This window comes from Pseudomonas sp. GW823-FHT03E05 (assembly GCF_058796855.1).
In genome coordinates, this window is the sequence record NZ_JBXAJB010000001.1 from 1,548,647 (window position 1) to 1,563,280 (window position 14,634).

The 14,634-nt window shown below is 62.9% G+C and carries 14 protein-coding genes; 6 read left to right on the forward strand and 8 right to left on the reverse strand.

Translation table 11 applies throughout. The annotated features are described in order from the left end of the window. Positions 1-125: 125 nt before the first annotated feature. Positions 126-713 (reverse strand): TetR/AcrR family transcriptional regulator, encoded by a 588-nt coding sequence (locus tag AC1RCO_RS06765; protein ID WP_026020161.1) that lies wholly within the window; start codon positions 711-713, stop codon positions 126-128. 149 nt (positions 714-862) lie between these two features. Between AC1RCO_RS06765 and AC1RCO_RS06770 the strand changes: the two genes are divergently transcribed. The 5 genes from AC1RCO_RS06770 to AC1RCO_RS06790 all read left to right on the forward strand — a co-directional run bounded on the left by AC1RCO_RS06770 (position 863) and on the right by AC1RCO_RS06790 (position 5,748). Further along, the gene (locus AC1RCO_RS06770) at positions 863-1,963 is read left to right on the forward strand and encodes an alkene reductase (protein WP_492617554.1); all 1,101 of its coding nucleotides are present in this window, start codon (positions 863-865) and stop codon (positions 1,961-1,963) included. A gap of 54 nt (positions 1,964-2,017) precedes the next feature. Then, complete coding sequence (locus AC1RCO_RS06775; protein WP_492617555.1) at positions 2,018-2,806, forward strand: SDR family NAD(P)-dependent oxidoreductase; 789 nt, start codon at positions 2,018-2,020, stop codon at positions 2,804-2,806. 75 nt (positions 2,807-2,881) lie between these two features. Beyond that, a complete protein-coding gene (locus tag AC1RCO_RS06780) occupies positions 2,882-3,760 on the forward strand; it encodes an alpha/beta fold hydrolase (protein WP_492617556.1) in 879 nt (292 codons plus the stop codon). 58 nt (positions 3,761-3,818) lie between these two features. Continuing rightward, on the forward strand, positions 3,819-4,817 hold the full coding sequence (locus tag AC1RCO_RS06785; RefSeq protein WP_492583435.1) for an NADP-dependent oxidoreductase: 999 nt from the start codon (positions 3,819-3,821) through the stop codon (positions 4,815-4,817). Between the two features lie 292 nt (positions 4,818-5,109). Continuing rightward, entirely contained in the window at positions 5,110-5,748 is a 639-nt protein-coding gene (locus AC1RCO_RS06790) for a hypothetical protein (protein ID WP_258571660.1), read from the forward strand. A gap of 117 nt (positions 5,749-5,865) precedes the next feature. Here AC1RCO_RS06790 and AC1RCO_RS06795 read toward each other — a convergent pair whose 3' ends face one another. The 6 genes from AC1RCO_RS06795 to AC1RCO_RS06820 all read right to left on the reverse strand — a co-directional run bounded on the left by AC1RCO_RS06795 (position 5,866) and on the right by AC1RCO_RS06820 (position 13,099). Continuing rightward, positions 5,866-6,465 (reverse strand): LysE family translocator, encoded by a 600-nt coding sequence (locus AC1RCO_RS06795; RefSeq protein ID WP_174394776.1) that lies wholly within the window; start codon positions 6,463-6,465, stop codon positions 5,866-5,868. Between the two features lie 71 nt (positions 6,466-6,536). Then, positions 6,537-8,033 (reverse strand): efflux transporter outer membrane subunit, encoded by a 1,497-nt coding sequence (locus AC1RCO_RS06800; protein WP_220224312.1) that lies wholly within the window; start codon positions 8,031-8,033, stop codon positions 6,537-6,539. 11 nt (positions 8,034-8,044) lie between these two features. Then, positions 8,045-9,163 (reverse strand): ABC transporter permease, encoded by a 1,119-nt coding sequence (locus AC1RCO_RS06805; RefSeq protein ID WP_011061090.1) that lies wholly within the window; start codon positions 9,161-9,163, stop codon positions 8,045-8,047. Positions 9,164-9,167: 4 nt separating this feature from the next. Further along, positions 9,168-10,316: an ABC transporter permease gene (locus AC1RCO_RS06810; protein WP_011061089.1), complete on the reverse strand. Its 1,149-nt coding sequence runs from the start codon at positions 10,314-10,316 to the stop codon at positions 9,168-9,170. 3 nt (positions 10,317-10,319) lie between these two features. Next, the gene (locus tag AC1RCO_RS06815) at positions 10,320-12,089 is read right to left on the reverse strand and encodes an ATP-binding cassette domain-containing protein (RefSeq protein WP_041117996.1); all 1,770 of its coding nucleotides are present in this window, start codon (positions 12,087-12,089) and stop codon (positions 10,320-10,322) included. Then, positions 12,086-13,099: an HlyD family secretion protein gene (locus AC1RCO_RS06820; RefSeq protein WP_011061087.1), complete on the reverse strand. Its 1,014-nt coding sequence runs from the start codon at positions 13,097-13,099 to the stop codon at positions 12,086-12,088. Before AC1RCO_RS06820 ends, AC1RCO_RS06815 begins: the two co-directional genes overlap by 4 nt. Positions 13,100-13,210: 111 nt before the next feature. Here AC1RCO_RS06820 and AC1RCO_RS06825 point away from each other — a divergent pair, with 111 nt between their 5' ends. Beyond that, on the forward strand, positions 13,211-13,846 hold the full coding sequence (locus AC1RCO_RS06825; protein WP_026020031.1) for a TetR/AcrR family transcriptional regulator: 636 nt from the start codon (positions 13,211-13,213) through the stop codon (positions 13,844-13,846). Between the two features lie 5 nt (positions 13,847-13,851). Here the strand turns inward: AC1RCO_RS06825 and AC1RCO_RS06830 are convergent, their stop codons facing one another. Further along, entirely contained in the window at positions 13,852-14,634 is a 783-nt protein-coding gene (locus AC1RCO_RS06830) for a thioesterase II family protein (protein ID WP_011061085.1), read from the reverse strand.

Genomic DNA, 14,634 nt, shown 5'->3' on the forward strand with positions numbered 1-14,634 from the left:
AGTCAAGGTGAAGGAAGAATTTGACACTGGTGTGCGCCCAGGCAGATCCGAGGCACGTTTCAAATCATAATTGACGCCGACGTGCGCTCAACGACCGCAAGCGCACAACCCTGGCATGCCCCCCTTTATGCCGGCTTGCCTTTATCAACCGGCAACGACGCAAACATCTCAGCGCGGCACACCTCAAGAATCTCATCCGCCAGCGCGGAATCATCCGGGCAGGCACGCGACAACATAATCGCACCCACCGCACGGGACAGCAGGTCGATCATTTTCCGCCTGCCCTCCTCCGGAGCGGCATCCGGCCGGGTCGGGTATTTGTCCCCCAGGGTTTGCAGGGTGTGTTCGACCCCTTCGGCAAACGTCGCTTTCACATCATCCGATTGGCGCGCCGCATCGCCACACAACGCGGCCATGGTGCAACCGCTGCCACGTCCGTCGCGATGTTCTCTGGTCACATAGACGTCGATGAAGCCAGGCACATCCAGCGCCTGCACGCCTGCCAGCGACTTGGCAAGGCTGCAGGCCGAGGCCTCGGCCATGAGGTCGGCCTTCGAGCCGAAATGCTTGTAGAAGCCGCCGTGGGTGAAACCGGCCGCCGCCATCAGATCCGACACACCCACACCGTCGAAGCCGCGCTCACGGAACAACTCTGAGGCCGTTTCAACGATGTGCTCTCGATTGGCCTGCGCCTGGGCCTTGCTCACTCTCACGTGCAATACCTCATGTTCATTGGGAAATCATCGGCCCAATCATACATAGATGTCGATCATAATCAAAACCGTTGACAGTTTAGATTTCGATCATCATCCTAATTGCACGCACCACCGACCTCCACCCACGGGCACGGAAGAGACACCAGATGACCGATCAGAATCTGTTCACCCCTTACACCCTTGGCGCCCTCACGCTGGCGAACCGCATCGTCCTCGCGCCACTGACCCGCAACCGCGCGGGCGCAGGCTTTGTTCCCAGCGAATTCGCCGCCACCTATTACAGCCAACGCGCTAGCGCAGGCTTGCTGATCAGCGAAGCCACGCAGATTTCCCAGCAGGGCCAGGGCTATCAGGACACCCCCGGGATCTACACCCAGGCGCAGATTGATGGCTGGCGCACGGTGACCGACGCCGTCCACGCCAAGGGCGCAAAGATCTTTGTGCAACTGTGGCATGTCGGCCGCGTGTCCCACGTTGATCTGCAAGAAAACGGCGCCGCCCCCGTGGCCCCTTCCGCGCTGCGTGCGGCCACCAAGGTGTTCGTCAATAACCGCTTTGAAGACGCCTGCGAGCCCCGCGCACTGGACATCAACGAACTGCCGGGGATCGTCGCCGATTTCCGCCAGGCCGCGGCAAACGCTATCGCTGCCGGGTTCGATGGCGTGGAAATTCACGGCGCGAACGGCTATTTGCTGGATCAGTTCCTCAAGGACAGCGCCAACGTACGCACCGATGCTTACGGCGGCTCGATTGAAAATCGTGCGCGTCTGTTGCTCGAAGTCACCGCTGCCGTGGTCAATGAAATCGGCGCGGATCGCACCGGGGTGCGCTTGTCGCCGGTGTCGCCGGCCAACGGTGTCTCCAGCAGCAATCCGCAGGCGCAATTCAATTACGTCGTCGATCAACTCGACGCCCTCGACGTCGTTTACCTGCACATGGTCGAAGGCGCGACCGGTGGCCCACGTGACGTGGCGCCATTGGATTTCACCGCCCTGCGCCAGCGTTTCAAAAACACCTACATCGCCAACAACGGCTATGACCTGGAGCTGGCAACCTCACGGCTCGCCGAAGACCAGGCCGATCTGATCGCGTTCGGTCGCCCGTTCATCGGCAACCCGGATCTGGTGGAGCGCCTCAAGACCGGCGCCGCCTTGTCCGCATTCAATCCCGCCACCCTCTACGGCGGCGGCGCGGCGGGCTACATCGACTACCCGACGCTGGTTGAATCGAGCGCCAGCGCAAGCTGAGCAAGCAGAAACCGAGCTGTCCGTTTTCACCCATTACGAAAGAGAGATAACCCCATGAGCTCACGCCCTACCGTTCTCATCACTGGCGCCTCCACTGGCATCGGAGCCATCTACGCCGAGCGCTTCGCGCAACGTGGCCATGATCTGGTCCTGGTTGCCCGCGACCGGGCACGCCTGGACGCACTTGCAGCCCGACTGCGCGGCGAACACGGGGTCGCCGTCGAGGTGATGAAAGCGGATTTGACCCAACTCAGCGATCTGACAACCGTTGAAAGCCGCCTGCGCGACGACGCCCGTATCGGCATCCTCATCAATAACGCCGGCGCCGCGCTGTCCGGCAACTTCATCGAGCAAAGCACCGACAGCGTTGCGCAACTGGTTGCCCTCAACACCACGGCACTGGTGCGCCTGGCCAGTGCCATTGCCCCGCGCCTGGCCAAAGCCGGTGACGGCGCGATCATCAACATCGGTTCGGTGGTGGGCCTGGCGCCGGAGTTCGGCATGACGGTCTATGGTGCAACCAAGGCTTTCGTGCTGTTCCTGTCCCAGGGCCTGAGCCTGGAACTGTCGCCCCGGGGCGTGTACGTGCAGGCCGTGCTGCCGGCCGCCACCCGCACGGAAATCTGGGACCGCTCCGGCGTCGACATCAATACCCTGGACGAAATCATGGAAGTGGGCGATCTGGTGGATGCCGCACTGGTCGGTTTCGATCGGCGCGAACCGGTGACCATCCCGCCACTGCAACAGGCTGAACCCTGGGATGACCTGCAGAGCGCACGTCAAGGCCTGCTGGGGCACATCCGTCAATCCGAGGTTGCCCAGCGTTACCAGACCCAAGAGTGAACTTCAGGTAGCGAGCATTCGCGGCGGATTCGCGGCAGGCACTGCGACGAATCCGGTCCGCTGTTCGGAGTAGCAATGAATCCAACGCAGACAACCTTCCCCCCGGCTTTGCAGACGTCGTTCATCAACGCGGCGAACCAGTCGATCATGGTCAGGGGCATTCCCTTCGCCTATCGCGATACCGGACCCGCGGGCGGCATGCCCCTGGTGCTGTTTAACCACTGGGGCGCGGTGCTGGACAACTTCGACCCGGCAATCATCGATGGGCTGGCACAGACCCGGCGAGTCATCACCACCGACTATCGCGGCATCGGCGGCTCGGGTGGAACCGCCCCCCTGACGGTCGGCGACATGGCGCAAGACGCCATTGAGCTGATACAGGCCCTGGGGTTCAAGAGCGTCGATATCCTGGGCTTCTCACTCGGCGGCTTCGTCGCTCAGGACATCGCCCTGCAAGCCCCCCAATTGGTGCACCGCTTGATTCTCACCGGCACCGGACCGGCCGGCGGCATCGGTATCGACAAGGTCGGCTCGGTGACCTGGCCCTTGATGCTCAAAGGCTTGCTGACCTTGCGCGATCCCAAGTACTACCTGTTCTTTACCTCGACGCCCCATGGTCGTCGAGCCGCCTCGGAATATCTGCAACGCCTGAAAGCCCGCAGCAAGCATCGCGACAAGGGCCCAACGCCCGGCGCTTTCCTGCGCCAACTGCAAGCCATCACCGCGTGGGGCAGACAGGCGCCGCAGGATCTCGGGCGCTTGCGGGCGCCGACGCTGATCGTCAATGGCGACAACGACATCATGGTTCCCAGCGCCAACTCCCATGCCCTGGCCAAGCGTGTCCCCAACGCACAGCTAGTGATGTATGAGGACGCCGGGCACGGCGGCATTTTCCAGTACCACGCGGACTTCGTGGCCAAGGTCCGGGCGTTCCTTGACGACAGAGCCCCATGACAACAACCCCACCCAAGCACCGCCCACACCTATTCCAACCGACAAGAGCCGCACCACGATGAAAGCCTTTCTAATTGATCGCTATGGCAAGAACAGTGGGCGCATGGGCGAAGCGCCCACGCCCACGCTGGGTGCCCACGACGTGTTGATCGAGGTCCACGCCAGCAGCGTCAACGTGCTGGACTCGAAGATCCGCAACGGCGAATTCAAGCTGATCCTGCCCTATGCATTGCCGCTGGTACTGGGCAATGACCTGGCGGGCGTCGTGGTTGAAGTTGGCCCCCAAGTGCAACGCTTCAAACCGGGAGACGAAGTCTACGCGCGCCCGCCTGAAACACGGATCGGGACGTTCGCCCAGTGGATCGCCGTGAACGAAAACGCAATCGCCCTGAAACCTGCCAACACCACCATGACCGAGGCCGCGTCGATCCCCTTGGTCGCACTCACCGCCTGGCAAGTGCTGGTGGAAACCGCCCAACTGAAAAAGGGCCAGAAAGTGCTGATCCACGCAGGCGCAGGCGGTGTCGGCACCCTTGCCATCCAGCTGGCCAAACACCTCGGCGCTTTCGTCGCGACCACCACCAGCACGGCGAATGTCGAATGGGTCAAAGCCCTGGGCGCCGATCAGGTAATCGACTACAAGCAGCAGAACTTCGAAAGCCTCTTGCATGGCTACGACCTGGTGTTGAACAGCCTGGGCAGCGACGTACTGGAAAAGTCCCTCAAGGTCCTCAAGCCCGGCGGACAGCTGATTTCCATCTCCGGGCCACCCACGGTGCAATTCGCCCAGGAGCAAGGGCTGGCCTGGCCGTTGCAGCAGGTCATGCGGCTTTTGAGCCTGGGTATCCGGCGCAAGGCGCGCCAGCGGGACATCCGCTACGCCTTTGTGTTCATGCGGGCCGATGGCGCCCAGCTGCAACAGATCACCGCGCTGATCGAGGCCGGAATCATCAAACCTGTGGTTGATCGCAGCTTCAGTTTCGAATCGACGGCAGAGGCCTTGCAGTACGTCGAGCAGGGACGAACCAAGGGCAAGGTGGTGGTCAGGATCAAATGACCACACCACCTACCGATGACCCGACCGAGTCGACAAGAGCGCCTGGGCCCAGCGAGGCAACGTCAGCCCAGGCACCGGAGAGGCCGGAGCCGCAAGCGCCGGCCGCTGCTGTCGCGCTGCCACAGATCCTTTGGCGCCGCTTGATGCTGGAGCCGTAGCGAAACCGCGTGAGTTCGCCGGCGGTTCTGGCCGCGACCCAGGTCGGCTAAACCTCGGCCGACGCCCCCTCATCGGCTGCGCGCAGAATCCGTTCAAGCGCCGGCCGCGTCCACTTTTCCCAAGGCAATTCATCTTGCCCATCCCCTGGGTGACGATGCTCTCCGGCATCAAACGCGAGGTAGATGGAAAAGGCCGGCTCGGGCATGTCAGCGTTCAAGGACACATCAACAATGTCACTGAACAAGGTATTCATGACCGCATCGCCGTAATGAAAGTCGCGCTGCCCCTCGATAAAGAGCCGGGCCACCGCCATGGCGACTTGATTGAAAAGAGCACACCGGTCTATCTGCATCCCGTCATACAGAAGATTCAGGTCATGGCAGGAGTCGCTTTCGATCGATTCCAGCACCTTGTGAAGCTCGGCTTCACTCAACATCCTCTGCATCCACTGGCCCACCGTTTGTCCGGGAGGCGCAGATTAACATCCGCCAAACGCCCTGTTCATCGGATCAAGGCCACCGCTCAGCGCCCGCGGGTACGCGCCTGCCCAAAAACCGCCCCACTGGCGAGCAAAATCCCGGGTGATGGGGTTGGCGCGTCCTACCTCTGCTTCCTGCGTGCAGCGCCTGCCGACCTTTGCGTAGCCAGCGCGGTGGCGAGCGATTTTTGTGCGCTCTACAACACCTCCGAGGAAAACCGGCAAGCCGTGGTTTCAACGGTTGTCGAGGCTGTTCGCGGTCGCACCCATTTGTGGCTGCGCTACGTGGAATGAGCCCCCCGGGTGTTGTCGACAACAGAGTGGTGCTGGAACACGGGGGGTACAAGGGCCTCTCTCTGCAGCGCCATTGCCCCAGCCTCACCTGGGCGCTGAAAGCCGCGGCAAAAACACCTACACCGCACGAACCACGGTGTAAGTGAGGGTGGCGGAAAACAGCGCCAGAACGACGGCGGTGCCCCGGGAAAACAGCGGTCCAGAAACCCGCCCCAGGTATTGGGCTCGAATGCCCGCCCCCAGCGAGACCCAGAGCAAGGCTATTGGCGCCAGTGCCAGGAAGAAAGCGCTCAATGACGGCAGGAAATCCCCCAGGCTGGCGAATGAGCTGGCCGGGAAGATCACACTGGCGAAGATCAGCCCCTTGGGGTTGAGCAAGGTCGCAATAAACAGGTGCCGTGGCCAGCTCTCAAAGCGCTCGGTGTGCTGGGCTCCGGTGGTGGAGGTCTTCCAGGTCTTCAAGGCCAGCGCCGCTATGTACAAGGCGCACAGCAGCTTGATCAGGTGGATCAGCCACGGGTAGTCGTGGGACAGCAGCACAAGCCCCCAGCCCCAGGTGCAGATCGAAACGGTGTAGCCGAGCATTTCGATCAACACCAGTGGCAGCGAGCGCAACACGCCGAACTTGAAGCCCGAGGCCAGCAGCAAGGTGTTTGAGGGCCCCGGCACTACCAGTATCAGGGACGAAAAAAGCGCGATCTTGTAGAGGTCATCCATTTGCATGGCTTCCTATTCCGTTAGGAAAGTGGGTCTGGGGGGAGTGCTGCCAGAGGCAGCGTTTCAGGGGCTCAGGTGGAATGCCCACCCATGGATTTGTAAATGCTGATCAGGTGAGTACGCAGTTGACTGTCGCTATTGACCAGGTCGCGCTGCGCCTCCAGCACGGTGCGCTGCGCTTCCAGTTCCTCCAGGTAGCCGGCCTCCCCGGCCGCGTACCGGACGCGGGTCCACTCATAGGTGCGGGCCTTGCTGTCATAGCTGTCCTTGAGGTGCGCGGCACGCTGGTATTCGTTGTGGTAGCGGCTCATCGCATCGTCCACTTCCTGCCAGGCTGCCAGTACGGTCCGGTGAAATGCCACGGCCGCCTCTTGCTGTTCGAGTGTGCGCAGGACCACGGTCTTGCTGCGCCGCCCACGGTCGAACAGCGGCAGGTCCAGGCGCGGCCCTACCGACCAGGTGCGGCTGCTCCAGTCGGCAAACTGGCCGCTCTTGTAGGATTCGAAGCCGAAGTCGGCCCCCAGCATCACGCTCGGGTACAGTTCGGCCTCGGCCACTCCGATGCCCGCCGTCGCCCGGTGCAAGCGGGCCTGGGCCGCGCGGATGTCCGGACGCTCCCGGGCCAGGTCGCCAGGCAGGCCCAACTGCAGGTTGGGCAGCGGGCGGCTCAAGGCATTATCAGGCCGCTCCGCGAGCAAGGTTTCCAGGGCTCCGGGATGCTCCCCCAGCAACAGCGCAATACGGTTGCCCGCCTGGGTGTGCAGCGTCTTCCAGCCCGGTATCTGTGCATGCAGCGAGGCCAGCCGTGCCTCTTGGCGTTCCACCGCGAACCCGTCTTCCTCGCCCTCCCGGGCCTGGACGGCAACCACTTGCAGGTGCGCGGCCAGGATCTGTGCCTCCTGCTCCAGAAGACGGGTCTGGCGCTGTGCGGTACGCACTTCGAAGTAGTTTCGCGCCAGCTCGCTGGAGACACTGAGCAACACGTCGTCCAGGGTCGCGGCCGCACCATCGACCTCGGCCTGGGCGGCTTCACCCAGGCGTGACACCCGCCCCCAGAGATCCAGCTCCCATGAAACGTCGAACCCGGCCTGGTACAGGCTATAAGGGTCGGTAAGCACCTTTTCCAGGGCATCACTGTCGCTGCCCAAGGCTTCAAGCATTCGATTGTTCGGCGCATACCGGCTTTGCCGGTTTCGCGAAGCCGCCGCGGAAAAGGACACTTCGGGCGTTTCCAGGGAAGCGACTATCTGGCGTTGCAACCGCACCTGGGCAAACCGCAGCAAGGCCGTGTGCAGGTCCGGGCTGCCTTCGCGCACCTGGGCCTGCAGCTGGTCCAGCACCGGGTCGCCAAACACCTGCCACCAGTTGCCGTCTGCGGTTTGCGAGGTGGTCGCCGGGGCTTTGCCCGGCACCGAAGACGCTGGCGGACCACTGTGCCAATCCGTCCAGCGTTCCGGGCTGGGAACTGCCGGGGCCTTGAAATCGGGCCCGACGGTGCAGGCGGTGATGGCCAGCAGCATGGCCAGCGTCAGCCCATTACGCAGGTATCCAGAGTGAGTAGTTTTCATGACGTTCCTTATCACACCAATCGATTGCGAAACAGCCACGCAGCCAGCGGCAGGGTCACCAGCGCAACGGCAAGCATGGGCACCAGGTTCCAGGACACATCCGCCAGCGTTGCCCCCTCCAGGTAGATCCTCCTGACCAGGTCGATGGCAAAGCGCAGCGGATCGAGATAGGTCAGCAGTTGCAGGGCCTCGGGCATGCTGTGCACCGGGGTGATCAGGCCGGAGAGCAGGATCAGCGGCATCATCAGCACGAAGGTGTACACCATGGCCTGCTGCATGTTGGCCGACAGCGCCGAGATCGACAGCCCGATGCCCACGCAGGCGCTGGTGAAGACGAACAGCCCCAGGTACAGGTCCAGCACGGAGCCGATCATGGGGATCTTGAACCAGAACAGGCCGATGAGGAGGATCAGGCTGGACTGCAAGAGACCGATCAGTACCGACGGCAGGGCCTTGCCCAGCAGGATCACGAAAGGCGTCAGCGGAGTCACCAGCAGTTGGTCGAAGGTGCCCTGCTCGCGCTCCCTGGCTACCGACAACGCCGCCAGCATCAGGGTCTGGATCATGCTCAGCGCGGCGATCAGGCCCGGCACTATGTTCCAGCGGGTTTGCAGGTTGGGGTTGAACCAGGCACGGGTCTCCAGGCGTACCGGCGCGTTGTCCACCGCCAGGAACTGCTGGTTGAAGTCAGCCACCAGGTTGGCGATATGCCCGGCCGCCATTCCCGCGGTCGTCGAGTTACGCCCATCCAGGATCAACTGCAAGCCGGCGTTTTCATGCCGGCTCAGGCGCTCGTCGAAGTCTGCGGCGATATGCAGCACCAGCAAGGCACTGCCCCGGTCGATCACCGGGGCGATCTCATCGACGCTGGTCAGGGTCGACACTCGGGCAAATACCCCGGAGGCATCGAAGCGTGCCAAAAGCTCTGTCGAAGCGCGCCCCTGGCTCTGATCCAGCACGGCATAGGGCACGTAGTTCAGGTCGTAGGTGGCGCCGTAGCCAAACAGCAATGACTGGACGATCGCCGGGGCAATCAGGATCACCCGGTTGGCCGGGTCCTTGACGATGGCCAGGAACTCCTTCTGAAACAGGAACAGCAACTCGCGTAGGAAATTCATCAGCTTGTCCATGGTTTCAATCCAGCTTCTTGCGGGTGCACAGGCGTGCAGCGTTCAACAGGAACACGGCGTAGGCCGCGAGGATTGCGAGGTTCTTGGCGATCAATGGCCAGTTGTTGCCAGCCAGGAACAGGGTCTTGACCAGTTCCATGAAGTAAGTCGCCGGCAGGATCGAGCCCACCACGCGGATGAACGTCGGCACATTGCGCAGATCGAAGAGGAACCCCGAGAGCATCAGCGCCGGCAGGAAGCTGAAGATGATCGCGATCTGGCTGGCCAGGAACTGGTTGCGTGTCTTCGCCGAAATCAGCAGGCCAATGCCCAGGGTGACCAGCAGGTAGAGCATGGAGCTCAACAGCAGGAGCACCAGCGAACCCTGGATCGGTACCTCGAACAGCAACCGCGCCGAAACCAGGCACATCACCAGGCCCAGCAGGCCCACCAGGAAATAGGGAATGATCTTGGCCAGGAGTATTTCGATCGACCTGACCGGGGTGACGAACAGTGATTCGAGCGTGCCCCGCTCCCACTCCCGGGCCAGTACCAGAGAGGTCAGGAAGGCACCCACCAGGGTCATGATCAGGGCGATGAGCCCGGGCACCAGGTACCAGGTACTGCTGTTGGCGGCGTTGAACCACATGCGTTCGACGACCAGCACCCGACCGGCCGACTGGGGCTGCCGGGAGCGGTCGAACTGCTGCTGTTGCCAGACATTCAGCGCGCCCCTGACATAGCGTCCAAGGGTCGCCGCGCTGTTGGCATCGGCGCCATGCAGGAGCAATTGCAAGCGCGCATCCTGCTGTTCGAGGCGCCTGGAAAAATCCGCCGGCACGCGCACGATGCCGTCGACCCGACGCTTGTCCATCAGCGCTCGGGCCTCGGCCATGCTGGTCACCTGGACCACCGAGAAGTAGTCCGAACTCGCAAGCTTCGCCACCACGCTGCGGGCGCTGGGGGAGCTGTCTTCCAGGACCACGGCCAGCGGCGTGTTGCGAATGTCCAGGGACAGGCCGTAGCCAAATATCAGGATCAGTACGATGGGCAGGACAATGCCTATCGCCAGGTTGCTCTTGTCACGCATCAATTGGCGCAACTCCTTTCGGGTGAGCGCAATGAGCCTGCGCCTGAACCCTGAGGCGGATCGATTGGAGTCAGTCATGGTCATTCCTCACTGCACCGGGGCGCTGGCCTGGGCCCGAGCACGCTCGACCACGGCAATGAAGGCGCTGTTCATGTCGGCAAGCGACTCGCTGCCCTGGTGGCGTACCTGTTCCGGAGTGCCCAGGGCCAGCAGCCGTCCGGCATCTTGGATGACGATACGGTCGCAGTACTCGGCCTCTTCCATGAAGTGGGTGGTGATCACGATCGTCGTGCCGCTTTGCGCCAGGGCGGTGATACGGCGCCAGAATGCCCGGCGGGCCAAGGGGTCGATACCGCTGGTGGGTTCGTCGAGAAACAGGATCTGCGGCTCGTGCAGCAGCGCGACCGCCATGGCCAGGCGCTGCTTGTAGCCACCGGGCAGCTCGCCGCTGCGCAGGTGCTTGTGTTCGTCGAGGTCGAACTGTTCGAGCATCAACGCCACCCGCGCTTTCAGCTTCGCGCCGTGCAGGCCATAGGCGCCGCCGAAGAAGCGCAGGTTCTCCAGGGCCGACAGGTTCGCGTACAGGGCGAACTTCTGCGAGACGTAGCCGATCTTGCGCCGCGCCGCCGCCCGTGCGGTGCGCAGGTTGACGCCGGCCACCTCAAGGTGCCCGCTGGAGGCGGGAAGCAAACCGCAAAGCATGCGAAACGTGGTGGTCTTGCCGGCTCCGTTGGGGCCCAGCAAGCCGAATATCTCGCCCTTCAACACCTCGAACGAGGTGCTGGCAACCGCGGTGAAGTCCCCGAACTTGCGCACCAGGTCGCGGACCTCGATGACCACCGCACGCCCAGAGGCAGCGTCGCCCTGGCCGTCGCTGGCGGGCGCCTGCGCCGGCTCGTCCAGGCTTGCAACACTGCCAACCTGTTGCCGGAGCAACACCATGAAGCCATCTTCGAGGCGGGCCTCCAGCGCCTGGGGAGAGGCCTGGCCAGCCAGGGATGGAATGGCCTGCAGAGGCACCTGGGCGCTGCGGATAAAGCGAACCATGCCGCCTTCGGGCACGGCATCGATGATGTGTTCATTGTCGTCAAGCAAGCGCGCCTGCAACAGCCTGGCCGGGGTGCCGGCCTCGGGGCCGACGCCATAGCACAGGCCCTGCGCCAGATGGCACAACTGCGCCGGTGGCCCCTGGGCGATCAGCCGCCCCTGGTACAGCACAAAGACCTGGGCGCAACGCTGGGCCTCGTCCATGTAGGCAGTGCTGATCAGCACCGTGAGGTTTTCCTGCTCGATCAGTTGTTCGATGATGCTCCACAGTTCCCGCCGCGACAGCGGATCCACCCCCACGGTGGGCTCGTCCAGCAGCAACAGTTGCGGTGAACGGACCAGGGTACAGGCCAGCCCCAGTTTCTGTTTCATGCCGCCGGAAAGCTGTCCGGCCAGCCGGTCGCGAAAACGCGTCAGGTCCATCATCTGCAGCAACCGGGAAAAGCGCTCCTCGCGCTGCTGGGCGCGCACGCCATGCAGGTCGGCGTAGAGTTCGAGGTTTTCCTGGATCGTCAGGTCTTCGTACAGGCCGAACTTCTGCGGCATGTAGCTGATGAGGTCCTGCACCTGCTGCGGATCTGCGGCGACGTCCAGCCCCAGCACCTTCAACAGCCCTTCGTCGGCCTTGAGCAAGCCGGCAATCATCCGCAACAGGGTGGTTTTTCCGGCCCCGTCCGGCCCCACCAGGGCACTCAACTTGCCACTGGGCACCTCCAGAGAAACCTGCTCCAGAGCCAACTGTTCTCGCGTTCCACTGCGAAAGCGCTTGACCAGTTCAACAGCCTGAACCGTTACCGCTGGCGCACTCATGGCGTGGCCCCGGCCACCGGTGCCTGGTCAAGGTAGACGGTCGCCGGCATACCGAGCCGCAGGCGATCGTCAGGGTCCTTGACCAGCACCCGGATCTCGTAGACCAGGCTGGTGCGCAGGTCTTCCGTTTCCACCGACTTGGGGGTGAATTCGGCAACCGAGGAGATGTAGCCGACTTTGCCGTCGATGGCCTGGTCAGGAAAGCTGTCGGTGTAGACCCGCGCCATCTGGTCCGCACGTATGTGGCCCAACTGGCGTTCGTTGACATAGGCCCGTACCCACTTGGGGTCGGTCAGGGCCAGGGCAAACACCGGGCGCTGCGGCGAGGCCATATCCCCCGGCTCCAGCAGGCGCGTGCGGATCCGGGCCTGGGTCGGCGCCTTGAGCTGAGCGCGCGCCAGGTAATGTTCCAGCAGGTCCAGGTCGGCCCTGGAGGCTTGCAGGTCGGCCGTGGCCTGGGCGATGTCTTCATTGCGTGGGCCGATCTTGGCCAGGGTCCAGGATTCGCGCTGCTCCTGCGACTGGGCCTTGGCCACTTGCAAGCGGGCGGCTGCCTGGTCCAGGCGTTGCTGGCTGACGCCCTTGCCCTGGGTGTCGTCGGCGATCCTGCGCAGGCGCTGCATGTGCAGTTGAGCCAGCTGCATTTGCGCCTGGGCGGCATCAAAACGTGCCTTGGACTGCTCGACCTCTTGAGGCCGTGTGCCATTTTTCAAGCGCAGCAGCGCCTGTTCCTGGGCGCCGATCCTGGCCTTGGAGCGATTTATTTCCAGGCGCAGTGTGCGTGTGTCGAGTTCCGCCAGGACCTGGCCTGGCTGCACCAGGTCGCCCTCTTCGGCATACAGCGCGGCGATTCGCTCACTGCCGTCGAACGCCAGGGACACCTGGCGAATGTCGACGTTGCCATGGAGCTTGAGGTGGTCGTTCTGCTTCTCGGGGCGAAGGAGAAACCAGGAAACACCCGCTGTGGCCACCAGCAGTACGGCAACCCCTACAATCAACTGCTTCTTCATCCATGAGTCCTTTGTTTGCCAAGGCCTAATTAAAATTCAATTTGAATTTAAATTAGAAAATAACAGATACTGGCCATGAAGCAACCCCCCGCTCAGACCACGAGGAACATCATGAACACGCGACGCAGAACCAGCAGAAGCGACGGCGAACACACTAAAATCCGCATTCTCGAAGTGGCTGCCCGCCTGTTTGCCCAGCATGGCTATGCCAACACCGCGAGCAAGCTCATCTGTGAAGAAGCCGGCGCCGACCTCGCCGCCATCAACTACCACTTCGGTAGCCGGGAAGCCCTGTACAAGGCGGTGCTGATCGAGGGACACAAGCAGCTGGTGAGCTTCGAAGCCCTGTCGCAGTTGGCGCAAAGCGAAGAGCCGGCGCTGATCAAGCTCGATAGCTTCATCGATGCCATCGTCACCCGGGTGCTCGATGAGCAGAGCTGGCAAAGCAAAGTCTGTGCACGGGAAATACTGGCGCCCACTGTCCATTTCACCAGCCTTGTGCAAGAAGAAGTGATGCCCAAATTCCGTCTGCTGGAAGCGCTCATCAGCGAGATCACCGGCTTTCCGATCGGTGACCCGGCGCTGGCGCGTTGCACCATCAGCATCATCGCGCCCTGCCTGATGCTGGCGGTGATAGATCGCCAGCAGCCCAGCCCGCTGCAAGCCGTCCTGCAACACGACGCCAACGCCCTGAAAGCCCACTTCAAGCTGTTCGCCAGGTCCGGCCTCGCGGCCATTGCCCAATAGTCGGCTCACACCGCCAGACTGCCAGGCTGATTGTGCAGGGCGCTGCCCAGCACTGTTTTGACCCGCGACATGACCTGGGCGTCGAGAAAGAAATGGCCACCGGCAAACACGAACTGCTCGAAGCCGCCCAGGGTGTAGCGCCGCCACTGCTGCATCTGCGCAGGCGGCGCAATCAGGTCCTGGGCGCCGCTCAGGCAGATCATGCGGGTGTCCAGCGGCTGCGGCTGGGCACCGGCGTAGGAGTAGACCATCTGTATGTCGGCCTGAATGATGGGCAGGTACATCTGCATCAGGTCCTCCTCGGCCAGCACCACCGCCGGCACGCCCCCCATGGCCTGCAGCGCGGCGATGGCCTGCTCTGCCGGCAGCTGGTGCAGCGGTGCTACCCGTTGCCGCACATGGGGCGCAACCATGCCCGAGAGCATCAGTTGCTGCGGCATCGGCAACCGCCGCTCCTGCAGCACACCGGCGACCGCAAAGGCCAGCAAGGCGCCCATGCTGTGGCCGAAGAAACAGCAGGGGATGTCATCGCCAAACTGCTCCAGGCAGTCGGCCACGTCATTGGCCGCCGCCTGCATGTCGCTGTAGCAGGCCTCCTGGCTGCGACCCTCGCGGCCCGGCAACTGCAAGGCATACAGGTCGACCTGGTCGTACAGGGGCAGGAACCAGCGATGAAAGACCGAGGCCCCGCTCCCGGCATAGGGAAAGGTGAACAGGCGCATCTTGCCCCGAGGCCGGCTGGCATAGGGAAACCAGGCGTCCTTGGCCACGCGTGATGGAGTTCCCAT

Bases quoted from the DNA above. Each gene is read 5' to 3' on its own strand.
- AC1RCO_RS06825 (WP_026020031.1), top strand. From the start codon at position 13,211: ATGAACACGCGACGCAGAACCAGCAGAAGCGACGGCGAACACACTAAA.
- AC1RCO_RS06785 (WP_492583435.1), top strand. From the start codon at position 3,819: ATGAAAGCCTTTCTAATTGATCGCTATGGCAAGAACAGTGGGCGCATG.
- AC1RCO_RS06815 (WP_041117996.1), bottom strand. From the start codon at position 12,089: ATGAGTGCGCCAGCGGTAACGGTTCAGGCTGTTGAACTGGTCAAGCGC.
- AC1RCO_RS06780 (WP_492617556.1), top strand. From the start codon at position 2,882: ATGAATCCAACGCAGACAACCTTCCCCCCGGCTTTGCAGACGTCGTTC.
- AC1RCO_RS06775 (WP_492617555.1), top strand. From the start codon at position 2,018: ATGAGCTCACGCCCTACCGTTCTCATCACTGGCGCCTCCACTGGCATC.
- AC1RCO_RS06795 (WP_174394776.1), bottom strand. From the start codon at position 6,465: ATGGATGACCTCTACAAGATCGCGCTTTTTTCGTCCCTGATACTGGTA.
- AC1RCO_RS06810 (WP_011061089.1), bottom strand. From the start codon at position 10,316: ATGACCATGACTGACTCCAATCGATCCGCCTCAGGGTTCAGGCGCAGG.
- AC1RCO_RS06805 (WP_011061090.1), bottom strand. From the start codon at position 9,163: ATGGACAAGCTGATGAATTTCCTACGCGAGTTGCTGTTCCTGTTTCAG.
- AC1RCO_RS06770 (WP_492617554.1), top strand. From the start codon at position 863: ATGACCGATCAGAATCTGTTCACCCCTTACACCCTTGGCGCCCTCACG.
- AC1RCO_RS06830 (WP_011061085.1), bottom strand. From the start codon at position 14,634: ATGGGAACTCCATCACGCGTGGCCAAGGACGCCTGGTTTCCCTATGCC.
- AC1RCO_RS06820 (WP_011061087.1), bottom strand. From the start codon at position 13,099: ATGAAGAAGCAGTTGATTGTAGGGGTTGCCGTACTGCTGGTGGCCACA.
- AC1RCO_RS06800 (WP_220224312.1), bottom strand. From the start codon at position 8,033: ATGAAAACTACTCACTCTGGATACCTGCGTAATGGGCTGACGCTGGCC.